Here is a 22,677-nt window from a genome sequence, read left to right as displayed (position 1 = left end):
TGCCGGTGGGCCAAGTCAAGCGTGTGTTTTGCGTTCTATCGGTCATATATGCATCTAAAGTATAAGGCGTCGCTCGGATATTTCAGTTGCAAATAAAATACGGAGGAGAAGTCGAGAAAATTCTCGAAACCGCCGGTTTTTCCGCGATTAATTCTTGGAACGGGTGCTTGTCAGCCGGGCTGGAACCGTGCTTACTTCGCTACGATGCCTGAACAGCGACGAGGGGAATTCAAAGCTGCGGGCAGCGTTCATATCTGGGAGGATATAGATGGATCGCCGTTCCTTTATGAAAAAAGGCGCGCTTGCGGGGGCTGCTGCGACAGCCTTGGCCGCGCCTGCCATTGCACAGCAAAATACCAAGATAAACTGGCGCCTGACGTCGTCGTTTCCGAAATCACTCGACACTATCTATGGCGGTGCAGAGGATATTGCCAAGCACGTCGCGGCAGCAACCGACGGCAATTTCACCATTCAGCCCTTTGCCGCTGGTGAAATCGTGCCCGGCCTGCAGGCGGCCGATGCCGTGTCATCCGGCACCGTCGAAATGTGCCACACCTGCTCCTATTATTACGTCGGCAAGGATCCGACCTTCGCCATCGGCACGGCGATACCCTTCGGCCTTAATGCCCGCCTGACCAATTCCTGGTTCTATGAAGGCAACGGCAACAAGCTGCTCAACGAGTTTTACGCCAAGCACAATCTCTACGGGATGATCTCAGGCAATACCGGTGCCCAGATGGGCGGCTGGTTCCGCAAGGAAATCAATACCGTCGACGATTTCAAGGGCGTGAAGATGCGCATTGCCGGTCTCGCCGGCAAGGTGGTGGAGAAGCTTGGTGTCGTGCCACAGCAGATCGCCGGCGGCGATATCTATCCGGCGCTTGAAAAAGGCACCATCGATGCGGCTGAATGGGTCGGCCCTTATGACGACCACAAGCTCGGCTTCCAGAAGGTCGCGAAGTATTATTATTATCCGGCCTTCTGGGAAGGCGGCCCGGTCATCCATTCCTTCGTCAATCTGGACAAGTGGAACAGCCTGCCGAAGAACTACCAGATGGTGTTGCAGGATGCCTGCGCTTTTGCCAACACCAGCATGATGGCGAAATACGACGCAAAAAACCCGATCGCCATCAAGCAACTGGTGTCGGAGGGCGCGGTGCTCCGGCCCTTCAGCCAGGAAATCCTCGAAGCCTGCTACAAGGCTGCGCTGGAAGTTTACGCCAACATCTCGGCATCCAACCCGGACTTCAAGAAGATCTACGAGGACCAGGTCGCGTTCAAGCGCGAGGGCTATCTCTGGATGCAGCTTGCGGAATACACTTTCGATACGTTCATGATGATCCAGCAGCGTAACGGCAAGCTCTGATTATTCGGTAACGGCGGCGGACCGGGCAAAGACCTCGGAGACTTCGGTCTCCGGGGTTTTTGTTGTGTGCCTATGCCTTCACGCGCCCGACAAGAAAGGATGATTTACGATCATTTCTGTTGTGCGCAAAAGCAGTAGGTTCCGATACCAGCCGGAGTGTCGGCGAGGATTGGCCACGCCGACCTCGGCAAAGGCCTTACTCTCAACTGTGGAGGTGATGCGATGTGGAAACCACTGAGCATTGCGTTTGTCATTAGGAAAAACCGGACAGGCTGGTCAGTGACTGTCCGGCTTCATTTCAAACGATAAACAAACGGAAGGCAGGGCTGGAACCCTGTCTTCCACTCCGCAACTATAAGCGTTTCGCCCAGCCCTTACAAGACGCCACTTACGGCCCGACCTTCGGCGGTTCGCCGAGATTAGGCATGCCCGGCAACCCGCCCGGCTGGCCGAAATTGGGCATGGTGTTGCCGCCCTGATTGCCGAAGGCGGGAATCTCGATCTTGATGGAGTTCAGATCGACGTCGGGTGCCTTGTCGAGCCAATAGGTGACGGATTCCGGCCAGAAGATCACGATGGCGACGAGGATGAGCTGCATGCCTAGCCATGGGATGGCGCCCATGTAGATATCCGATGTCTTGACCGAGCGCGGTGCGATGGAGCGCAGGTAGAACAGCGCAAATCCGAAAGGAGGATGCATGAAGCTCGTCTGCATGTTGATGCAGATCAGCACGCCGAACCAGATCAGATCGATGCCGAGCGACTGGGCGATCGGCGCCAGCATCGGAATGACGATGAAGGCGATCTCGAAGAAATCGAGGAAGAAGGCGAGGAAGAAGATGAAGATGTTGACGAAGATCAGGAAGCCGATCGGGCCGCCCGGAATGCCCGACAACATGTGTTCGATCCACAGTGAACCATCCATGCCCTGGAAGACAAGGGAGAAGCAGGTGGCGCCGACCAGAATGAACACCACCATCGATGTGATGTGCATGGTGGAATGCATGCCCTGCTTGACAAGGTCCCAGCTGAGACGACGGTGTGCCGCGGCCAACACCATGGCGCCGACGACACCGAGCGCACCCGCTTCGGTGGGTGTTGCCAGCCCGAGGAAGATGGTGCCGAGCACCAGGAAGATCAGCACGATGGAGGGGATCATGCCCGCCAGCACGCGGAATACCAGCGCCCGGTTGAGCTCGCCGCGCGCTTCCGGCGGCAGCGCCGGCAGGTCCTTCGGCCGCACGATCGACATCAGCAGGATGAACAGCATGAAGATCGTCACCTGCAGGATCGAGGGGCCGATCGCGCCGAGATACATGTCGCCCACGGATTTGCCGAGCTGGTCGGCGAGAACGATGAGGACGAGGGAGGGTGGAATGACCTGGGTGATCGTTCCCGATGCGGCGATGACGCCGGTGGCAAGCCGCGGATTATAACCGTATTTCAGCATGATCGGCAGCGAGATGACGCCCATGGTGATGACGGAAGCCGCAACCGTGCCGGTGATGGCGCCAAGGATCGCGCCGACGATGATGACGGCATAGGCGAGGCCGCCGGGAATAGCGCCGAACAGCTTGCCGGTTCCCTCAAGCAGGTCCTCCGCAAGGCCACATCGCTCCAGGATCGCGCCCATGAAGGTGAAGAAGGGAATGGCGAGCAGCAGGTCATTCGAGATGATGCCGAAGATGCGCAGCGGCAGGGCCTGAAGAAAGGCCGGCGAAAAATGCTCGGTGAAAATGCCGATGACGCCGAAAACGAGGCCGACGGTGGCAAGAGAGAAGGCAACCGGGAATCCGTAAAGCATGAAGATGATCATGCCGAGGAACATCAGTGGTGGAAGAATACCATATTCAAACATGGGAAATATCCTGAAGGTTCAGATCGGCGCGATCATTGCAGGGGCTTTTCGTATTTCGTATCCAGCGCATAAAGCCCGTTGAGGGCGCCGACGCGCTTGATGAGTTCGGAAAATCCCTGAAGAACCAGCAGGGCGAAACCGGCGAAGATGACGAGTTTCACGGGCCAGCGGATGAGACCGCCGGCATTCGAGGACATTTCACCCTGATGCCAGGACAGCGTGAACATGGGCCAGGACAGCCAGGCGAGGTAAAAGCAGGCGGGTATCAGAAACAGCACGATGCCGATGATGTCCACCCACAGGCGGCTGCGCGGAGAGATGGCACCATAGATGATGTCGACCCGCACATGTTCATTCATGCGCAGCGTGTAGGATGCGCCGATCAGCACGATGAAGGCGAACATATACCACTGGATTTCCAGCCAGCCGTTTGAACTATAGTTCAGGGCGTAACGGACCATGGCATTGCCGGCGCTGACGAGGCAGCAGATGAGCACGAGATAACCGGCAACCTTGCCCAGAGCTTCGCTCACAAGGTCTATCAGCGCGCTTAGTTTTAAAAGCGATTTCATTACTTTCCCCTCTTCCCTTTTGCGGGCCCTTTGCGGGTTTATGGCGGAGAGCAAAGTCCGGTATCCCCACGGCGGCCGCGCCTCCACGCGCATCCGTTGCCACAGGTTCCAGAGTTCCTCCCCACAGAATCCCGTGTATGGTCAGGCGGTTCGAAAAGCAACCAAAACCGCCATGAAACGGCGCGGCGAAGCCCGCTTTTCAACCGTTTGCGAAAGAATGTTGCCCTATGGCATACTTTGCCCGGCGGAGCAGTCATGGTGCATGTCGTTGCCGCTCTTTCGCGCAGAACGCATTGCGCTTTTCGGCGACTTCATGTTACGTCTGGCTTCGGAGAATCCGGCATGGACCTGCGATCGTCCGCGGGTAAATCGTCTCGTGCGACAGGCATGGCGGATGGAGCAAAGGGGAAGCGGAATGAGCGAACATCACACGGGTCCGGTCGAAGTTGGTGCCGAGATGAACTACGCCGAGCATGAAAAGACCTATAACGGTTTTCTGGCCATGACGAAGTATGGCACCATGCTGCTATGCGTGCTGATGCTGGCCATGGTCGCAGGTTTCTTCACATCCGCGGGCTTCCTTGGCGGTCTGATTGTCTTCGTCGCGCTTTCGGCTGCGGGTTTCGTTCTGCTGCGCTGAGCAATTTCGTTCATGAGCGGTTCCCGGTCCGGGAACCGGGCGATGCCGGATAACCGGAAAGGCCAAGCCATGAAGCGTCTGGTATATTGCCTGTTCCTGCTGGTGGCGATTGCCCATCCTGTCTGGTCGCGCGATCTTTCGCCTGCCGAGCAGGATGGTCTTCGCACGCAGATCGAGCGGTTCAGTACGGCTTTGAATGCGCAGGATTTTGGAACTGTCAGCAAGACGGTGCCGCCGAAAGTCTTTGAATTCATCGCAAGCGAGGCCGGTATCACCGTGGAGCAATTGCGCGGCGCCTTGACGGCGCAGATGCAGATGGCGCTCGCGGCGGTCAAGATCACCGAATTCACCATGGATACGCAGGCGATCAGCCTCGCGAAAACACCTGACGGAACGCCCTATGCGCTTGTTCCGACGAAAACGGTCATGGAAACCGGTGGCCAGACGATCGAGGCGAAATCCCATACGCTGGCACTGATGGATGGTGCGCAGTGGTATCTACTGAGGGTGAGCGACCAGCAGCAGGTCACTATCCTGCGCAAAGTCTATCCGTCCTTCGCCGAGGTGACGTTTCCGGACGATTCCATGCAGCAGGTGAAATAGGCGAGGCCTGTTCGTTCAGGAAAAGCGCCCCGGCCGGAACGGGTCGACCGAGATTGCCGTCTCCTTGCCGCTGGCCAACTGCGTCACCAGCCGGGCCGTGGCTGCCGATTGTGTCAGCCCCAGATGGCCATGGCCGAAGGCATAGATCACGGAAGGCGTGGCGCGGGCCGTGCCGATGACGGGCAGACAGTCCGGCATGGACGGGCGGAACCCCATCCATTGCTGCCCACCTTCCAGCTTCAGTCCGGGCAGGAAACGCCCGGCCTTCTTCAGCATCGCTTCGGCGCGGCGGAAATTCGGTTTCAGTTCGAGCCCGCCGAGTTCGACGGCACCGCCGACGCGGATGCCCGTCGACAGCGGGGTGACGACGAAGCCATGATCATTGAAATAAAGCTGGCGGGTCAGGTCGAAGGCTCCAGCGGGCAGGGTGGTGTTGTAACCGCGTTCGGTCTCCAGCGGCACGATGTTGCCAAGCGTTTCGGCAAGCTTTTTCGACCAGGCGCCGCCGGCAATCACCACTTTGTCGGCGTCGATCTTGTCGCCGTTTTCGAGCGTCACGATCGTGCTTTCGCCGACGGCATCGATGCGCTCGGCTTCACCCTTGCGCAGGCTGGCGCCACGGGCAACCACCAGATCGAAAATGGCGCGTGTGAAATCATAGGGGTCGGAGACCTGCAGGCCATCGGCAGAGAATATCGCGTGGCGGAACTGCGGTGCGAGACCCGGCTGCAACGCATCGATTTCATTGCGGCCGACACGCTCAAAGGCGAAGCCGGCGCTTTGTTTTTCTTCCCAGTCCCTGCGAGCGGCGTTGAGGTTTGCCTCGCTGTCATAGAGATCGAGCGTTCCGGTTTTTGAAACGAGGTGCGATAGTTCCGGCATGGCGGCAACATGGGCCATTTCCACGGCTGCCAGTCGGTTGATTTCCGTAAGCGACTTCAGCCCGTGACGGAAGTTCCGCTCGGCGCTGGCGCGCCAGAAACGCCATAACCAGGGCGCAATCTTGGGCGCATAGGCCGGCGGCACGCTGAGCGGGCCCAGCGGATCGAACAGCCAGCGGGGCGCTTTTTTCATGATGCCCGGCGCTGGGATGGGAATGATCTCGGGAAAGGCCAGAATGCCGGCATTGCCGGAACTCGCGCCGCGGGCAACCTCGCCCCGCTCCAGAAGCACGACGTCGCGCCCGGCATTCTGCAGATAAAGCGCCGCCATGGAACCGATGATGCCGGTGCCGATCACCAGCACATCGCATTTCAGGGTCTTGGTCATCGGCGCTCCTGCAAACTAGTCTTTCACCCCGCCATAACAATGAATGCCGTTTGGATGAAAGGCCGCATCGCGTCGTTGACGCAGAAATATCAGCACTGTGGCAAATAAGCGGTTCGAAATAGACAAGGCGAATATTTCGGCGGCAAAGCATGTCGGCAGTTAATCGACGCTTCGGATTGATAGTTATAAGTCATCATTAATCGCTATTTAACCGTACCCGGCTAGTTTCGCGTGCAGGCAGGCTGACCGTTTTCATCTTTATATTTCAGGGGTGAAGCGGTCCGCATATTGGTTACTGTTGGGGTTTCAAGCATATGTCTCACTTTTCCAAATTTGGTCTGGACGCTTCTGCAGTGCTGGACGCGCTCAGCCGTTCACAGGCCATCATCGAGTTCGACCTGACCGGAAAAATTTTGAAAGCGAACGATAATTTCTGCAAGGCTGTCGGCTATCAGCCGTCTGAAATCGTCGGGCGCACCCACAGCATATTCCTGTCTTCCGAAGACGCCGCCTCGCCGGAATACAAGGCATTCTGGGCAAAGCTGTCGCGCGGCGAATATGATCAGGGTCAGTATCGGCGCCAGGCCAAAAATGGCGATGAAATCTGGATCGAAGCCTCCTACAATCCAGTGTTCCGTTTCGGCAAACCTTACAAGGTGGTCAAGATCGCAACCGATATCACCGTGATCAAGCGCAAGAGCGCCGAAGATGACGGCAAACTCGCCGCGCTCTCCCGGGCGCAGGCCATGATCGAATTTACGCCAGACGGAAAAATCCTCGGCGCCAACGAAAATTTCCTCACGACGCTTGATTACACGGCGGAAGAAATCATCGGCAAACATCATTCGATCTTCTGTGAGCCGGCCTATGCCCAATCCCAGGACTACCGGGATTTCTGGAAGGAACTTGGCAGAGGTCATTTCTCGACCGGGCAGTTCATGCGGCTTGGCAAGGATAACAAGCGGGTCTTTATTCAGGCTTCCTATAATCCGATCATTGATGACCGGGGTCGCGTCTTCAAGGTGGTGAAATTTGCTTTTGATGTGACGGACAGGGTGCATGCGGTCGAGGAACTTGGGGCTGCGCTCGAGCGGCTGTCTCAATGCAATATCCGAGTCACGCTGGACAAACCCTTCGTCGGCGAATTCGAAAGGCTGCGGCAGGATTTCAACAAATCCATCGCCGAATTCCAGAAGACGCTGGAGAATGTTCTCGGCCAGACTGGTGACCTGACCCGCAGCAGCCAGGAAGTCAGCGAAGCCTCCGTCAATCTCGCCGAACGGTCGCGTGAGCAGGCGGTGGCGCTTGAGGAAACCTCGGCGGCGCTCGAAGAAATCACCGCGACCGTTCGCTCATCGACGGAAAATATGAAAGAGACGCGCAAACTCGTGCAGAGCGCGCGGGCCTCCACCGTTGCTTCCACCGAAGTCGTGGAGCGCACGGTCGATGCCATGCAGCGTATCGAAACGGCATCGCGGGAAATCAGTCAGATCATTGGCGTGATCGATGAAATTGCCTTCCAGACCAACCTACTGGCACTGAACGCCGGTGTGGAAGCCGCGCGGGCGGGCGATGCTGGCAAGGGCTTTGCGGTGGTGGCGCAGGAAGTGCGTGAACTTGCACAACGTTCCGCAAGTGCCGCCAAGGAAATCAAGGCGCTGATCAACAATTCCGGCACCGAGGTTCTTGAGGGCGTCAGGCTGGTCGGCGAGACCGGTGAGGCGCTGAAGCAGATCGATTCACTGGTCCGGCATATTGACGGCAATGTTGACACGATCTCCAAAGCGGCGGACGAGCAGGCCGCCGGTATCAGCGAGATCAACAAAGCCGTTAACCGGTTGGACCGGATGACGCAGGAAAATGCGGCGATGAGCGCCCGCACCACGGTCATCAGCACGACGCTGGCACAGGGCGCCGATGCGCTGGCTCAGCTTGTCAGCCTGTTCAAGCTGAACCGCCGCACGGCTCAGCGCGACGACGGATCGTCCATGCGCCCCGATACTTCAAACACCGTCCGGCGCGATCAGACCTCCGCAAGGGCGGCCGCATAAAGGAAGCGGCCCCGGGGCCGCTTTTCATGAACAGGATTTGGTGGATGCGGATACCTTTGATCGGGCATCCGCATGCCGTTATGCCCGCACGGCCGGTCGCGCGATACCGAGGTGGTCACGCAGCGTCGAACCCTCATAATCCTTGCGGAACAGGCCGCGCTCCTGCAGGAGTGGCACAACCTCGCGATTGAATTCCTCCAGCCCGCCGGGGAAGAAGGGCGGCATGACGTTGAAACCGTCAGCCGCACCGTTTTCGAACCATTGCTGCATCCGGTCCGCCACCTCTTTCGCCGTTCCCATGACAATGTGGTGACCACGGCCCGCGGCAACGCGCAGTGCCAGTTCCCGGATTGTCAGCTTTTCGCGGCGTGCGAGCTCCGTCAGGAGTTCAGCGCGGCTGCGCAGCTGGTCGGAGATCGGCAGGTCTGGCAGCGGGCCGTCGAGATCGTAATCGGCAAGGCTGTGGCCGATACGTTCTTCAAGCAGCGGCATGGCGTTTTTGATGTCGGTCCAGCGGTTCAGTTCCTTCAGCTTTTCGCCGGCCTCTTCGAAGCTCCGGCCGATGATCGGCATAAAGCCCGGCATCACGGCGACGCTTGCCGGATCGCGACCGAATTTAGCCACCCGCGCCTTGAGGCTGGTATAGAAGGCCTGCGCTTCGGAAATTGCCTGCTGGGCAGTGAAGACGATATCGGCGGTGCGGGCGGCGAGGTCCTGTCCCGGTCCCGAAGAGCCCGCCTGAATGAGAACGGGGTGCCCCTGCGGCGAGCGCGGAATGTTGAGTGGGCCTTTGACCGTGAAATATTTGCCTTCGTGGTCGAGGATATGGACCTTTTCCGGATCGACATAACGCCCAGCCTGCTTGTCCTTGACAAAGGCATCGTCGTCCCAGCTGTCCCACAGGCCGCGCACGACGTTTACATATTCTTCCGCCACGGCATAACGCTCGTCATGCTCGGGATGGCTCTTGGAAAAATTCGCCGCCGTGCGGGCATAGGAGGTGGTGACGATGTTCCACGCCGCGCGGCCGTGGCTCAGATGGTCGATGGACGCGAAGGCGCGGGCGGTGTGATAGGGCTCGCCATAGGTGGTGGAGGCGGTGGCGGCCAGACCGATCTTGTCGGTCACCATGGCCAGCGCTGCCAGCAACGTCAGCGGCTCGAAACGGGCGATCATCGACGGATGGGCGTCGACACCGCTGGTCAGGCCATCGGCGAGGAAGACCATGTCGAATTTTGCGGCTTCCGCCATTTTCGTGACGCGGGTGAGCAGATCGAAGTTCTCGCTGCCGGCCTCCGCATCGGGGTGACGCCAGCCGGAAACGTGGTGCCCGGCGCCCTGCAGGAAAAGGCCGAGATGCATCTGTCTTTTGCGGGTCGTATTGGTCATGGGGTCATGCCTTCATGTCGGTCGAGTTATATTGCGGTTGCCAGAAGCGTTTCGAGCTTCCTTAGGTCGGCTGCGGTCTTCATGCTCCGCACCAGCGCCGGAATCCCGGCGAATTTTTCATTGCCGCCGGTGGCGTCGGCGAATTTCTCCGTTGGATCGTCAATGCCAGGAAGACCGTCTATGCGGCGCGAGAGAACCGAGCCGTCCTTTTTCGTCACATCGATGACCACGAAACGGGTGGTCGGATCGGGGGAGAGGCGGCGGGCGGTCTCATCGTGCCGGCGCGAGACCCTTGCTGAAAGTGCGAGCAGATCGGCACGCGCCGGGCGTTCGTCGAAATGGCCGATGCCGATTGCTCCGTCGGTCAGCGCGGCAGCAAAGACATATTCGGGGCTGAAGCGCGCATCGATGCCGGTTGCGGGTGTGGCTGAGCCGACGAGGGCAGCGTCGCCACCCGGGGGGAAGGTGATAACGACTGTTTCAATCTCGTTCGGTGTCAGATCATGGGCGCTGCGCAGCGCAAGCGCGCCGACGGCGACGGGGTGGGCGGCAGTGCAGCAGGGAAAGGCCTTGAGCGTCAATCCGGGCGAGACGATCTGCCAGGGTGCGCCCCAGCCGGAGAGAACGCGTTTTGGCTGCTCGGCGCCGAAGGCGAAAGCGGAATAAAAGCCGATGGGGTTTTCCAGAAAATCCGGAGCGCCCTGAAAACCTGATCGTGCCAGTCGCGCGGCGGTAAGGCCGGCGCGTGTGGCAAGCCCTGCATGCAGCGGCTTGGCATCGAAGCCGAACTGCAGGCGAAGCCCGGCCGATTGCGTGGCGGCAAGGCCGAGTGCCGTGGCCGTGGTCTGCGGATCGAATTTCAGGAGATGGGCAATGGCTGCCGCAGCGCCGATGGGGCCGAGTGTGGCGGTGGCGTGGAAGCCATTTTCGTAGTGCTTGGTGCCGAGCGACAGGCCAATCCGCGCCATGGTCTCCAGCCCGACGATATAGGCGGCGATGAAGGCATCCGCTGTAGAGTTTTCCTCGACCGCAACAGCCAAAAGGGCTGGAATGATGGCGACAGTGGGGTGGCCACGCACGCTGCCATGGACGTCGTCATAATCAAGCACATGCCCGGCGTGGCCGTTTATGAGGGCGGCGGTAAAGGCATCGGTGCGCAGATCGTGGCCGATGATTCCGGCCGTGCCTTGCGTTCCTGACGTGAAGGTATCGATCAGGATTTTCGCGCTTCTGTCGGCAGCGCCACCCAGCTGGCAGGCGAAAAAATCGATCAGAGCCGTGCGGGCGATTGTGACCGCCTCTTCATCGCGTAACGGATCGGAAGCGGCGATGGCTTCGGCAAGATGGAGGGTTAGTTTTTCGTCGGCGGCCATGGCGTCAGATCCCTTCGCCGTCGGTCACCCGCGCCACCTGCCCGCCAAGACCCTTGACGAAGGCGTTGATGCGCGGGTTGGTCGACCTGTAGAAGATATGTTCCGGCGTGCCCTGATCGACGATCAGGCCGTTTTCGGTAAAGACGATCTTATCGCTGATTTCTTCGGCAAAGCGCATTTCGTGGGTGACGAGAATGCTGGTCATGCCGTCATTGACGAGATCGCGGATGACGGCGAGCACTTCGCCCACGGTTTCCGGGTCGAGCGCCGAGGTGACTTCGTCGAACAGCACCAGCTCCGGCCGCATGGCGAGCGCACGGGCAATGGCCACGCGCTGCTGCTGGCCACCGGAAAGCTGGCCGGGATAGGCATCGACCTTCTGGGAAAGACGGACCTTCTCCAGCAATTCGCGGGCATGACGCTCGGCTTCCGCCTTCGGCGTGCCGAGAATTTTGATCGGCGCGATGGTGATGTTTTCCATGACCGTCAGATGCGGGAAGAGATTGAACTGCTGGAACACGATGCCGATGCGCTTGCGCAGCGCGATGCGCTCTGCCTCGGTTTTCAACTGGTCTACCCGGGTGCCGCCGACGGTGATCTTGCCGGATTGCGGAATGAGCAGGCCGTTGATGCAGCGCAGGATCGTGGATTTTCCCGAGCCGGAAGGGCCGATGATGGAGACGGCGTCGCCCTTGTTGACCGTGAGGTCGATGCCTTTCAGGACCTGATTGTCACCGAAGGAGAGATGAATCCCTTCCAGTTCGACAAGCGCTTTGGTGACAGGGGCTTGGGCGGCGTTTTGTGGTGCGGGTGCGGACATGGCGTGTTCCAATCAGCGGGAAGCGAAGCGCCGCTCGAGGCGCTGCGTGAAACGGGAGACGGGATAGCAGAACAGGAAGAACGCCATCAGCACGGTGAGATAGACCACGACAGTGAAATCGTTGCGCTGCACGGCGGTGCTGGCATCTGTGGCGGCGTGCAAAAGCTCATGCACGCCAACCAGCGAGGCAAGCGCCGTGCCCATGGTGATCGAGGAATAGAGGTTCATCCATGGCGGCAGCGAGCGTTTCACGCATTGCGGTAGGATGATCCAGCGCAGTGTCTGGTTACGGGAAAAGCCCAGTCCTTGCGCCGCTTCCCATTGGGCGGTCGGGATGGACTGGATGGCGCCGCGAGTGATTTCGGCAATATGGGCGCTCGCCGGAATGGCAAGACCGACGACGGCCTTGATCCAGTCCGGGAAGGGAATGTAGTTGCCGAAGGCGACGATCTCGAAAGGAAAGATGTAGGTCGCGGCAAATATCAGCACCAGATGCGGGGCGTTGCGGAAGATTTGCACGTAGGTGAGCGCCGGTGCGCGCACGATGCGGTAAGGCGCAAGCTCCATGATGCCGAGCACGACACCGATGAAGGTACCGATGGCGATCGCCAGAATGCTGATCAGCACATTCATGGCGAAACCCTTCGCCAGATAGGGCAGCCATTGCAGCAGCACCTGACCGAGCGAGGGGTCGAGGATCAGCCACAGAACGACTGATATCACCACGCCGAGCAGCAGAATGGTGCCGAAGGGAAGCTTCTTTGCCACCCGCGTTTGAGAAACCACCGCGCTCATTGGCCGAACCCCGGAACCGCAAGGCGTCGTTCAAGCCAGAGACCGGCCCTTGCGACGATGAAATTGATGACGCTGAAGAAGATGAGGATGACGAGCATCAACTCGACCACATTGTCGCGCTGCGTCCAGATCAGGATCGAGGCATAGGTGATTTCACCCACCGCAATCGCCGAACCGACCGTTGTGAGCTTCACCAGGTTGACGAGATTGTTGATGATCGAGGGGAGCGCCGTGCGGATTGCCAGCGGAAACTCGACGTAACGCAAAATCTCCAGCGAACTGAAACCGATGGCGCGCGCCGCCTCGATGGTGGTGGTCGGCACCGCCTCGATACCGCCACGCAACGCTTCCGCATGGAAGGCGGCAACGTGCAGGCAGGTGATGGCAACAACCCAGAAAAAAGGTGTCAGCGGATTGTTCTGCGCACCGCCCAGCGCATTGGAAATCAGCATGTTGAGCACGAGGAAACCGCACATCAGCTGTACCAGCGTCGGCGTGTTGCGTGTCAGTTCGACATAGGCGCGCACGGGACCGGCGAGCCAGACTTTGCCTGACGTGAGCATGGCCGCGAAAATGAAGCCGAAAACGAGGCTGAGCGGCAAGGTAACGGCGACGAGGATGAGCGTCATCTTCATGCCATCAAGCCAGATCTGAACCTCGTAACCGCTGTTCAGAAAATCATAGTTGAGGCCGAGATGCGCGGCGAGTTCAATGAAGCGCGCTGTAAACGAATCCTGCATCGGAAATCCATGCTGTTATTGCGGGTGCTGCCGGACGGGCGTCGCCAGAATGGCCTGCCTTGTTATAAAGCAGAAAAGAACGGCAGGCGAAACCGGCCGTTCTTGAGGGTTGGCGCAAAACGCCTCCGTGACAGGGGCTCTCCGTCACGCGAAGGTGAGGGGACGAACCAGATTGCCCCACGCCTTATTGCGCGGCGGAAAGCTTCTTCTTCTGCTCTTCCATGTAGCCGATGCTCGGCAGGCGGTTGGCCTTGGCGAATTCGATCATCTTGCCGGAGGCGTGCAAGTCCTTGACGATCTTGTCGAGCGCGGCCTGTGTGTCGGCTTCACCCTTGCGCAGCCAGATGACGGAATCCGACGGGATGAGATCGGTGGGGATGAGGATGCCGTAATCCTTCCACTCGTCGGCGCGGTCCTGAAGCATCAGGCTCAGCGTGCCGTTGACGTGAACGGAAACATCGCAATTGCCGCCCTTCAGCGCCAAGAGCGATTCCGGCTGGCTCGGCAGCGCCTTGACCTGTGCGCCGTACTGCTCGATGAGCGGCTGGGTGTAGTTCGAGCCCTGCGAAACGCAGGCGATCTTGCCCTTCAGGTCCGACCAGTCCTTGATGCCCGAATCCTTGCGGCCGATGGCGGCGCCACCCTGACGGTCATAGGGGGTCGGCACGTAATCAAGCGTTTTGGCGCGTTCTTCGGTGTATTGCATGTTGGCGATGAGAATATCGACCTTGCCCTGCTGCAGGAACTGCACGCGGTTGGGCGGGGTCACGGTTTCGGTGACCAGGTCTACGCCGAGACCGGCGGCCAGTGCCTTGGCAACATCGATGTTGAGGCCCTTTTGCTCCTGCGTCTTCGGATCGATGAAGCCGAAAGGTGCACCAGACAGGATGACGCCGACGGTGAGCTTGCCGCGACCCTTGATGCGGTCAAGCGTTGCATCCGCGTGCGCCGCAGTGGCCATCGAAGCGATGACGACGGTTCCGGCAATGAGTTTTGCGGCAAATCTGGAGAAAGAGAGGGCCATGGGTATTTCCTTTTGAGTGTGAGTGGAAACTACATGAGGCACCCGCCGAGAGCGAGAATTGGCATTGCGCAAAAAATAGTATGAATAAAATCGCGTTCCAATAAAGCTTCTTATGCGAAAAAATATTCTACTAATGGGAAATCGTAGAATCTTGTTCTTTGGTTTCGCTGCCTGCTGACCGGTTCGCCAGATATGAGGCGATCGATTGCCGCTTGTTTCTTCTCCCCGGCGGGGAGAAGAAATACATGGCGACGTCATCGGCCGGCGTTATAGGCTGCGATGGCCGCCATGTTGACGATATCGCTGTCCTTGGCACCCATGGAGGTGATCTGCACCGATTTGTCGAGGCCGACGAGAAGCGGACCGATGACGGTCGCGCCGCCCAGTTCCTGCAGCATCTTGGTGGAGATGGAGGCGGAATGGATGGCGGGCATGACCAGCACGTTGGCCGCACCGGAAAGGCGGGCAAAGGGATACTGGCTCTGCATGCGCTGATGGTTCAGCGCCACATCCGCCGACATCTCGCCGTCCACCTCGAAATTGACATTGCGCTTGTCGAGGATTTTCACCGCTTCGCGCACCTTGTCGGAGCGTTCACCGACCGGCTGGCCGAAGGTGGAATAGGCAAGCATGGCGACGCGTGGCTCATAACCGAAACGGCGGGCGAGGTGGGCCGCCTCTTCCGCGATATCGGCAAGGTCTTCCGCATTCGGCATGTCGTGCACGGCGGTATCAGCGACGAAGACGGTGCGATTTCGGGAGACAACAAGCGAAACGCCGATGACGCGATGGCCAGGCTTGGTGTTGATACAGCGGCGGATATCCTCCAGCGCGGTGGAATAATTGCGGGTAACGCCGGTCACCACGGCATCCGCATCGCCCATCGCCACCATGCAGGCGGCGAAATGGTTGCGGTCGTTATGGATGAGACGCTGCACGTCGCGCAGCAGGAAACCGCCGCGCTGCAGACGCGCATAGAGATAATCGACATAGGCATCGACGCGGCTGGAGAGACGGGCATTGGTGATTTCGATATTGGCGCGGTCGAGATCGATGCCCGCGCGTTCTGCATTGGCCTTAATGATATCGTCACGGCCGAGCAGGATGGCTGTGCCGAGACCCTGCGCCGTGAACGAAATCGCCGCGCGCATGACCTGCTCTTCTTCCGCTTCGGCAAAGACCACGCGCTTGGGCGAACGGCGCACACGCTCGTAAAGGCGCTGCGTCGTAGAGGCCATCGGGTCGCGGCGGGCGGAAAGCTCGCGGGCATAGGCGTCGAGATCGGGTATTTCGCGCTGGGCGACGCCGGTTTCGATGGCGGCTTTGGCCACGGCCACCGGAATGGCCGAGATCAGGCGCGGATCGAAGGGAACCGGAATGATGTATTGCGACCCGAAGCGCGGGCGGTTGCCCTGATAGGCGGCGGCCACGTCGTCAGGCACATCTTCGCGGGCAAGATCGGCCAGCGCCTGTGCGGCGGCAATCTTCATCGCGTCGTTGATCTGGCGGGCACGCACGTCGAGCGCGCCGCGGAAGATATAGGGGAAACCGAGGACGTTGTTGACCTGGTTCGGGTAGTCAGAACGCCCGGTCGCCATGATCGCGTCGTCGCGGATGCGCGAGACTTCTTCCGGCGTGATTTCCGGATCCGGGTTGGCCATGGCGAAAATGATCGGCTTCGGCGCCATAGAGCGGATCATCTCTTCAGTGAAAGCGCCCTTCTGCGACAGGCCGAACACCACATCCGCACCGTTCATCGCCTCCGTCAGCGTCCGTCTGTCGGTCTTCACCGCATGGGCGGATTTCCACTGGTTCATGCCTTCGGTGCGGCCCTGATAGATCACGCCCTTGGTATCGCAGAGCGTGATGTTTTCCGGGTTGAAACCCATGGCCTTGATGAGGTCCATGCAGGCAATCGCGGCAGCGCCTGCGCCATTGCAGACGAGCTTTGTCGTCTTGAAGTCGCGGCCGGTAAGTTCGATGGCGTTGATGAGGCCGGCGGCGGCGATGATGGCGGTGCCGTGCTGGTCGTCATGGAAGACGGGAATGTCCATCAGCTCGCGCAGGCGGCTTTCGATGATGAAACATTCCGGCGCCTTGATGTCTTCGAGATTGATACCGCCGAAGGAGGGGCCAAGGTAGCGCACGCAATTTATGAATTCATCGGCGTCCTCGGTATCGACCTCGAGATCGATGGAATCGACATCGGCGAAACGCTTGAAGAGGACCGACTTGCCTTCCATGACCGGCTTGGAGGCGAGCGCGCCGAGATTGCCGAGCCCGAGGATGGCGGTGCCGTTCGAGATGACGGCCACCATGTTGCCGCGGGTGGTATAATCGTAAGCGGTCGCCGGATTTTCGGCGATGGCTTTCACCGGCACAGCAACACCGGGCGAATAGGCAAGCGACAGATCCCGCTGCGTTGCCATCGGCTTGGTCGGGGTGATTTCCAGTTTGCCCGGCCTGCCCTGCGCGTGGAAATCCAGGGCTTCCTGATCCGTAACCGATGTTCTTGTGCTGGCGGTTTTCGTCGTGTCGGACATGGGCTGAGCGTGCTTTCCTGTCGTTATCAGTATAAAAATATTCGTTGTTGTTATGGTATTTTTTGCACGCCTGCCAAGCCTTGAATGTTGTTCAGTGCAGCAAATTTAAGCGTGATGAAATTTACGGCCGATTCAATCGATTAAGTCCGTATGTTTGTTGTCAAAGGCTTGGCTGGTAAGCCTGGCGGGCCATATTCACGAAGGCATCGACGTGGAGGGCAAGCGGGCCGCGTCTGACTACCAGCACGCAGTCCGACCATGCGTCGGCGCTGTCGAGCGGTACGCCGGTAATACCGCGGGTGGAACGCACGGTGTTTTCCGGCAGGATGGAAATGCCCGCACCCGCTTCCACTAAGGCAAGGATGGTATTGATGTTGGCGATACGCATGCCGATTTGCGGTTCGCAACCGGCATCCTCGAAAAGCGTGAGCGCGCTGCTGCTGAGGCCGAGGCCGATCTCATCGATCGGCAGCAGCAGTTTTTCCTGCACGATATCGCCAACCGATATTCTGCGGCTGGAGGCCAGCGGATGACTGTCCGACAGGGCAACGCACAGTTTCGAGCGGTCGAAAGGCATGGCCCTCAGGGTCTGTGGCAGCCGGGGAAGGGGCGCGCGGATGAAGGCGACATCGGTCTTGCGCGTTTCCACCTGCTCGATCAGCTGTTCCATCGTCATGCCGGGCAATAGTTCCAGCGTCACATCCCTGTGCTCATCACCATAGCGGGTGATCAGCGCCGGCAGCTTCCGTTCGGCCATCACACTGGTGCCGTAACCGATGCGCAGCGTGCCGAGTTCACCGCGCCGGATCTGCTGCGCCTTTTCAAGCGCGCCTTTGGTGCGGGCAAGGATTTCCTCCGCCTCGATGAGCATGGATTGCCCCGCCGCGGTGAGTTCCACACCCCGATTAATGCGGTGAAAGAGCTTGAAGCCCAGATTCTCTTCCAGCTGCCGTATGCGCTGGGTAACGGCTGGCTGGGCGATGCCGAGCTGGACGGCAGCGGCCCGGAAGTTTCTGGCTTTGGCGGCCTCCACAAATATGGTGAGCTGGCGAGTATCCATTGTCGAAGAGGTCTTTGTGTTATCGGGCGCGGCGTGATATAAGCCTAGCTTATCAAAATTGCCCGTCTTGCGCATTGTCATCTTGTCGCGGGCGACGTTATACCGCAGCCAGCGTCCGGAACGTCTTTCCCACCCTTGCAGGTGAGGGCGATCAGGGCCGGGGAGGATTTGTTCAAGCATATGTCCCGTCGTCCATTCGGCCGGCGATAACCTGCAGCGAATGGGTCAAAAATGACGGTCACTACCGAAGCCTTCCCCACTATCGTTCCCCGTTCAGCCGCGCCGCCACCGGCGTATCTTCGCCCGGCCTTATCGGCGGCGAACTGTCCGGGCTTTGCCGGACACTGAACGATCATCGGGCTTCAGCCTTTCGGGCGGCTCTTCTAAACGGACATTCATTCATGGGTAATCCAGCAACTTCATTGTCGCTCCCGGCCAGATTATGGCTGTTGGCGCTCGGCGCGGTCATCATCGCTGCGGGCCTGTTCTTTGCCATTGGCGGCTGGCAGCTCGTCGCCCTCGGTGGCAGCCCCTATTTCATCATCGCAGGTCTTTCGCTCATCGTTTCGGGCCTGCTGATCCTGCTGCGCAAGCCGGCAGGCGCGCTTCTTTTCGGTCTTGTTTTCATCCTCACCGGCGTCTGGGCTGTATGGGAAGCGGGCCTTCATTTCTGGCCGCTGATTTCCCGTCTGCTGGCCATCGGGGTTGGCGCAACCGTCGTTGCCCTGTCATACCCGCTGCTGCGCCGTGCAGCCGGCAAAACGCCGGCATATGGCTCTTCTTTCGCGGTAGCCGCTGTTCTCGCCATCGCTTCCGGGGCCGGTTTTGCCGGCATGTTCGTGGCGCATCCGACCGTTGCCTTCAATGGCGAGCCGGCGGCGCTGACGCCGGTCAAGCCGGAAACGGAGCAGAAGAACTGGGAACATTACGGCAATACGTCCGGCGGCAGCCGTTTCGTGGCGCTTGATGAAATTACCCGAGACAACATCAAGAACCTCGAAGTCGCCTGGACCTACCACACCGGCGATACCCCGATCAGCCCCGGCGCCAACGGTGCGGAAGACCAGCAGACGCCGCTGCAGGTAGGTGACACCGTGTTCCTGTGCACGCCGCACAACAATGTCATCGCTCTCGATGCCGATACCGGAACCGAGAAGTGGAAGGCGGAAATCAATTCGAAATCCTCCGTCTGGATGCGTTGCCGCGGCCTTGCCTATTTCGATGCCAAGGCGCCGCTGAAGCAACCGACTGCGCCGGGCTCCACGCCCGTCACGGCCGCGGTTGTGGCCGAAGGCGCACTTTGCCAGCGCCGTATTCTGATGAACACCATCAATGCGGAACTCATCGCGCTTGATGCGGACACGGGCGCGTTTTGCCCTGACTTCGGCACAAATGGCCGCGTCGATCTGAAGATCGGTATGGGAGATGCACCGGACCCGCAATATGTCCTGACCTCGGCACCCACGCTGGCCGGCACGACCGTCGTTGTCGGCGGCCGTATCGCCGATAACGTGCAGGTGGACATGCCCGGCGGTGTGATGCGCGGTTTCGACGTGGTCACGGGCGAGCTTCGCTGGGCTTTTGACCCCGGCAATCCCGATATCACCAAGCTGCCGCCTCCGGGCCAGACTTACACACGTTCCACGCCGAACGTCTGGGCATCCATGTCCTACGATCCGGACCTGAACACGGTCTTCATGCCCGTCGGCAGCCCTTCGGTCGATCTTTATGGCGCGACACGCACGCCGCTCGACCATAAATATGGTGCCTCCATGCTGGCGCTCGATGCCACGACCGGCCGCGAAAAGTGGGTATACCAGACGGTTCATAACGACCTCTGGGACTTCGACGTGCCGATGCAGCCGAGCTTCGTCGATTTCCCGAAGGCTGACGGAACCAGCGTTCCGGCGCTGGTCTTCGGCACCAAGGCGGGGCAGCTCTACGTGCTCGACCGCGCGACGGGACAGCCGCTGACCAAGGTGGAAGAGGTTTCCGTCAAGGCTGCCAATATTCCCAATGAGCCCTACGCCCCCACGCAGCCGCGTTCCGTCGGCATGCCGCAGATCGGTGCGCAGACGCTGACGGAAGCCGATATGTGGGGTGCGACCCCGTTCGACCAGCTTTTGTGCCGCATCGCCTTCAAGGGCATGCGTTATGAGGGGCTGTATACGGCGCCCGGCACGGACCTCTCGCTCGCCTTCCCGGGTTCGCTCGGCGGCATGAACTGGGGCGGTCTGTCGACCGATCCGACCACCAACACTATCTTCGTCAACGATATGCGCCTCGGTCTCTGGATCGAGATGAAGGAAGCCGCCCCCACCAAGGCCGTTGCCAGCGGTGGCGAAAGCGTCAATACCGGCATGGGCGTCGTTCCGATGAAGGGCACGCCCTATGCGGTGAACAAGAACCGCTTCCTGTCGGCTCTCGGCATCCCATGCCAGGCTCCGCCCTATGGCACCATGACCGCGATCGACATGAAGACGCAGCAGATCAAGTGGCAGGTGCCGGTCGGCACCGTCGAGGATACGGGTCCGCTCGGTATCAAGATGGGTCTGCCGATCCCGATCGGCATGCCGACGCTCGGCGGCACGCTCGCCACCCAGGGCGGCCTCGTCTTCATCGCCGGTACGCAGGATTATTATCTGCGCGCCTTCGATACGGCGACCGGCAAGGAAGTCTGGAAGGCCCGCCTTCCGGTCGGCAGCCAGGGCGGACCGATGAGCTACAAGTCTCCGAAGACGGGCAAGCAATATGTCGTCATCTCGGCCGGCGGTGCCCGCCAGTCTCCCGATCGCGGCGACTACGTCATCGCTTATGCATTGCCCAACTGATCCTTTTGGTTCAACACTTTGAAAAAGAAACCCCGGGAGATGATTCCGGGGTTTTTCTTTGTTTGGGTTCAGGATAACCGGCACTTTCGTGCGGAACCTCGCCATCATCCTCGCGTTAGGAAAACAGGCCCGCCGGCAACACACCGCCATTCACCAAGCTTTCACAAGGCGAATTTATGAGCTTGAACTTGTCCGCCCGTGAACCGATGATGGCGGTATTTGGAAATATCTATATTGTCCGGCGCGCCGGGAAATTTTTTAGAGTTGGAAAGGTTTTGTTGTGAACGAACAATCTCGAAAGATCACGCCGGTTCTTCTTGCTGGCGGTGCCGGTTCGCGGCTCTGGCCGGTGTCGCGCGATCAGTTGCCCAAGCAGTTCCAGCCGCTGGTCGGCAATCTTTCGACCTATCAGCAGACGTTGAAGCGGGTCGGCGACAAGAGCCTTTATTCAGAGCCGCTGGTCATCACCAACGAGGATTTCCGCTTTTTTGCCCGCCGTCAGGCCGAAGAGATCGATCTGCCGGCGACCGTGGTGTTGGAACCCGCCCGCCGCGACAGCGCCGCCGCCATGGCCGCCGCCGCCGTGCTGGCCGAACGCCGTGAACCCGGATGTCTTGTGCTGGCTCTTGCCGCCGACCATGTGGTGCTGGATGTCGACAAGTTCTCCGAGGCCGTGAAGCTTGGTGCGAAAGCCGCCGATCAGGGCAATATCGTCGTTTTCGGCCTGGTGCCGACCGAGCCGCGCACCTCCTACGGTTATATCAAGCCGGGTGACGCGATCGACGGGGAAAAAGACCTCAGCACCGTCGATGCCTTCGTGGAAAAGCCTGATGTGACGACGGCCATCTCCTATCTGGAAAAAGGTTATCTCTGGAACTCCGGCAACTTCCTGTTCCGTTCCGATGTGATGATCGCGGAGCTTAAGGCCTTCGCGCCGGAAATCCTGGCTGCGGTGACGCAGGCGGTCGAACAATATGAAAGCGACCTTGGTTTCGTGCGCCTGCATCAGGCAAGCTTCGAGGCTTCGCCTAAGAATTCCATCGACTACGCTGTGATCGAGAAGACCAAGCGTATGGCGGTGGTGCACGGCCATTTCCGCTGGTCCGATATAGGCAGCTGGGACGCGATCTGGGAAATTGCCGACAAGCACGACAATGACAACGCGCTCGAGGGCGATGGCGTCTTCATCGATTCCGAGGGTTGCCTGATCCATTCCACGCAATTGCTGACGACGGTGGTGGGCGCGAAGGATCTGGTGGTGGTGGCGACCAAGGATGCGGTTCTGGTGGTGCCGAAAAACCGGGTGCAGGATGTAAAGGGGCTGGTCGACACGCTGAAGGGCGGAGACCATGCGCCGCAGACCCAGACCCACAAGCGCGTCTATCGCCCATGGGGTTACATCGAGCACATGTATGTCGATCAGCGTTACAGGGTCGGCCACATCACGGTTGATCCCGGCCATCGCATTTCTTTCCAGAAACACTATCACCGCTCTGAACACTGGATTGTCGTCAAGGGCACAGCGACGGTGACGATCGGCGAAGAGACCCGTCTGCTGACGGAAAACCAGTCGGTTTACATCCCGATCGGTCAGCCACACCGGCTGGCCAATGAGGGGCAAATTCCGCTCGAACTTGTGGAAATCCAGACAGGCGCCTATCTCGGCGAGGACGATGTCATCCGCATCGAGGATGATTACAAACGTCAATAGTAGATAGTGTTTCGAGGTAGCACGACAGAGGC

17 protein-coding genes are annotated in these 22,677 nt (G+C 59.5%); 6 read left to right on the top strand and 11 right to left on the bottom strand.

Translation table 11 applies throughout. The features are described 5' to 3' along the window. Positions 1–268 precede the first annotated feature (268 nt). A complete protein-coding gene (locus tag ATU_RS15585; RefSeq protein WP_006315175.1) occupies positions 269–1,366 on the top strand; it encodes a TRAP transporter substrate-binding protein in 1,098 nt (365 codons plus the stop codon). Between the two features lie 388 nt (positions 1,367–1,754). Here the strand turns inward: ATU_RS15585 and ATU_RS15580 are convergent, their stop codons facing one another. Beyond that, complete coding sequence (locus ATU_RS15580) at positions 1,755–3,224, bottom strand: TRAP transporter large permease (protein WP_006315176.1); 1,470 nt, start codon at positions 3,222–3,224, stop codon at positions 1,755–1,757. A 32-nt stretch (positions 3,225–3,256) separates the two neighbouring features. Beyond that, positions 3,257–3,796 (bottom strand): TRAP transporter small permease subunit, encoded by a 540-nt coding sequence (locus ATU_RS15575; protein ID WP_006315177.1) that lies wholly within the window; start codon positions 3,794–3,796, stop codon positions 3,257–3,259. Between the two features lie 415 nt (positions 3,797–4,211). On the opposite strand from ATU_RS15575, the gene ATU_RS15570 reads away from it, so the two are divergent. Next, on the top strand, positions 4,212–4,436 hold the full coding sequence (locus tag ATU_RS15570; protein WP_035216233.1) for an aa3-type cytochrome c oxidase subunit IV: 225 nt from the start codon (positions 4,212–4,214) through the stop codon (positions 4,434–4,436). A gap of 69 nt (positions 4,437–4,505) precedes the next feature. Then, the gene (locus ATU_RS15565) at positions 4,506–5,039 is read left to right on the top strand and encodes a hypothetical protein (protein ID WP_169539088.1); all 534 of its coding nucleotides are present in this window, start codon (positions 4,506–4,508) and stop codon (positions 5,037–5,039) included. A 15-nt stretch (positions 5,040–5,054) separates the two neighbouring features. Here the strand turns inward: ATU_RS15565 and ATU_RS15560 are convergent, their stop codons facing one another. Beyond that, positions 5,055–6,308, bottom strand: coding sequence for an NAD(P)/FAD-dependent oxidoreductase (locus ATU_RS15560; protein ID WP_010972975.1), 1,254 nt, complete (start codon positions 6,306–6,308; stop codon positions 5,055–5,057). A 314-nt stretch (positions 6,309–6,622) separates the two neighbouring features. Here ATU_RS15560 and ATU_RS15555 point away from each other — a divergent pair, with 314 nt between their 5' ends. Further along, entirely contained in the window at positions 6,623–8,359 is a 1,737-nt protein-coding gene (locus ATU_RS15555; protein ID WP_010972974.1) for a methyl-accepting chemotaxis protein, read from the top strand. A 78-nt stretch (positions 8,360–8,437) separates the two neighbouring features. Here ATU_RS15555 and ATU_RS15550 read toward each other — a convergent pair whose 3' ends face one another. The 8 genes from ATU_RS15550 to ATU_RS15515 all read right to left on the bottom strand — a co-directional run bounded on the left by ATU_RS15550 (position 8,438) and on the right by ATU_RS15515 (position 18,178). Continuing rightward, on the bottom strand, positions 8,438–9,748 hold the full coding sequence (locus tag ATU_RS15550) for an LLM class flavin-dependent oxidoreductase (protein ID WP_010972973.1): 1,311 nt from the start codon (positions 9,746–9,748) through the stop codon (positions 8,438–8,440). Between the two features lie 26 nt (positions 9,749–9,774). Continuing rightward, a complete protein-coding gene (locus ATU_RS15545) occupies positions 9,775–11,121 on the bottom strand; it encodes an MmgE/PrpD family protein (protein WP_010972972.1) in 1,347 nt (448 codons plus the stop codon). A gap of 4 nt (positions 11,122–11,125) precedes the next feature. Then, a complete protein-coding gene (locus ATU_RS15540; RefSeq protein WP_010972971.1) occupies positions 11,126–11,941 on the bottom strand; it encodes an amino acid ABC transporter ATP-binding protein in 816 nt (271 codons plus the stop codon). Positions 11,942–11,953: 12 nt separating this feature from the next. Beyond that, positions 11,954–12,736, bottom strand: coding sequence for an amino acid ABC transporter permease (locus tag ATU_RS15535; RefSeq protein ID WP_010972970.1), 783 nt, complete (start codon positions 12,734–12,736; stop codon positions 11,954–11,956). After that, complete coding sequence (locus tag ATU_RS15530) at positions 12,733–13,476, bottom strand: amino acid ABC transporter permease (protein WP_035257378.1); 744 nt, start codon at positions 13,474–13,476, stop codon at positions 12,733–12,735. Before ATU_RS15530 ends, ATU_RS15535 begins: the two co-directional genes overlap by 4 nt. A gap of 184 nt (positions 13,477–13,660) precedes the next feature. Further along, the gene (locus ATU_RS15525; protein ID WP_010972968.1) at positions 13,661–14,500 is read right to left on the bottom strand and encodes a transporter substrate-binding domain-containing protein; all 840 of its coding nucleotides are present in this window, start codon (positions 14,498–14,500) and stop codon (positions 13,661–13,663) included. Between the two features lie 254 nt (positions 14,501–14,754). Further along, positions 14,755–17,043 (bottom strand): NADP-dependent malic enzyme, encoded by a 2,289-nt coding sequence (locus ATU_RS15520; RefSeq protein WP_010972967.1) that lies wholly within the window; start codon positions 17,041–17,043, stop codon positions 14,755–14,757. A gap of 160 nt (positions 17,044–17,203) precedes the next feature. After that, on the bottom strand, positions 17,204–18,178 hold the full coding sequence (locus ATU_RS15515; RefSeq protein WP_035257382.1) for a LysR family transcriptional regulator: 975 nt from the start codon (positions 18,176–18,178) through the stop codon (positions 17,204–17,206). 326 nt (positions 18,179–18,504) lie between these two features. On the opposite strand from ATU_RS15515, the gene ATU_RS15510 reads away from it, so the two are divergent. Next, positions 18,505–20,934: a glucose/quinate/shikimate family membrane-bound PQQ-dependent dehydrogenase gene (locus tag ATU_RS15510; RefSeq protein WP_046033636.1), complete on the top strand. Its 2,430-nt coding sequence runs from the start codon at positions 18,505–18,507 to the stop codon at positions 20,932–20,934. Positions 20,935–21,214: 280 nt separating this feature from the next. Then, positions 21,215–22,645 carry a mannose-1-phosphate guanylyltransferase/mannose-6-phosphate isomerase gene (locus ATU_RS15505; protein ID WP_010972964.1) on the top strand — a complete coding sequence of 477 codons (1,431 nt, stop codon included), beginning with the start codon at positions 21,215–21,217 and terminating at the stop codon, positions 22,643–22,645. The last annotated feature ends 32 nt before the right edge of the window (positions 22,646–22,677 follow it).

Origin of the sequence: Agrobacterium fabrum str. C58 (genome assembly GCF_000092025.1) — a bacterium.
Lineage (GTDB): Bacteria > Pseudomonadota > Alphaproteobacteria > Rhizobiales > Rhizobiaceae > Agrobacterium > Agrobacterium fabrum.
This window is presented reverse-complemented; position numbering and strand designations above follow the sequence as displayed.

Excerpts from the sequence above, each read along its gene's own strand:
- ATU_RS15585 (WP_006315175.1), top strand. The coding sequence starts at position 269 with ATGGATCGCCGTTCCTTTATGAAAAAAGGCGCGCTTGCGGGGGCTGCT.
- ATU_RS15580 (WP_006315176.1), bottom strand. The coding sequence starts at position 3,224 with ATGTTTGAATATGGTATTCTTCCACCACTGATGTTCCTCGGCATGATC.
- ATU_RS15575 (WP_006315177.1), bottom strand. The coding sequence starts at position 3,796 with ATGAAATCGCTTTTAAAACTAAGCGCGCTGATAGACCTTGTGAGCGAA.
- ATU_RS15570 (WP_035216233.1), top strand. The coding sequence starts at position 4,212 with ATGAGCGAACATCACACGGGTCCGGTCGAAGTTGGTGCCGAGATGAAC.
- ATU_RS15565 (WP_169539088.1), top strand. The coding sequence starts at position 4,506 with ATGAAGCGTCTGGTATATTGCCTGTTCCTGCTGGTGGCGATTGCCCAT.
- ATU_RS15560 (WP_010972975.1), bottom strand. The coding sequence starts at position 6,308 with ATGACCAAGACCCTGAAATGCGATGTGCTGGTGATCGGCACCGGCATC.
- ATU_RS15555 (WP_010972974.1), top strand. The coding sequence starts at position 6,623 with ATGTCTCACTTTTCCAAATTTGGTCTGGACGCTTCTGCAGTGCTGGAC.
- ATU_RS15550 (WP_010972973.1), bottom strand. The coding sequence starts at position 9,748 with ATGACCAATACGACCCGCAAAAGACAGATGCATCTCGGCCTTTTCCTG.
- ATU_RS15545 (WP_010972972.1), bottom strand. The coding sequence starts at position 11,121 with ATGGCCGCCGACGAAAAACTAACCCTCCATCTTGCCGAAGCCATCGCC.
- ATU_RS15540 (WP_010972971.1), bottom strand. The coding sequence starts at position 11,941 with ATGTCCGCACCCGCACCACAAAACGCCGCCCAAGCCCCTGTCACCAAA.
- ATU_RS15535 (WP_010972970.1), bottom strand. The coding sequence starts at position 12,736 with ATGAGCGCGGTGGTTTCTCAAACGCGGGTGGCAAAGAAGCTTCCCTTC.
- ATU_RS15530 (WP_035257378.1), bottom strand. The coding sequence starts at position 13,476 with ATGCAGGATTCGTTTACAGCGCGCTTCATTGAACTCGCCGCGCATCTC.
- ATU_RS15525 (WP_010972968.1), bottom strand. The coding sequence starts at position 14,500 with ATGGCCCTCTCTTTCTCCAGATTTGCCGCAAAACTCATTGCCGGAACC.
- ATU_RS15520 (WP_010972967.1), bottom strand. The coding sequence starts at position 17,043 with ATGTCCGACACGACGAAAACCGCCAGCACAAGAACATCGGTTACGGAT.
- ATU_RS15515 (WP_035257382.1), bottom strand. The coding sequence starts at position 18,178 with ATGCGCAAGACGGGCAATTTTGATAAGCTAGGCTTATATCACGCCGCG.
- ATU_RS15510 (WP_046033636.1), top strand. The coding sequence starts at position 18,505 with ATGGGTAATCCAGCAACTTCATTGTCGCTCCCGGCCAGATTATGGCTG.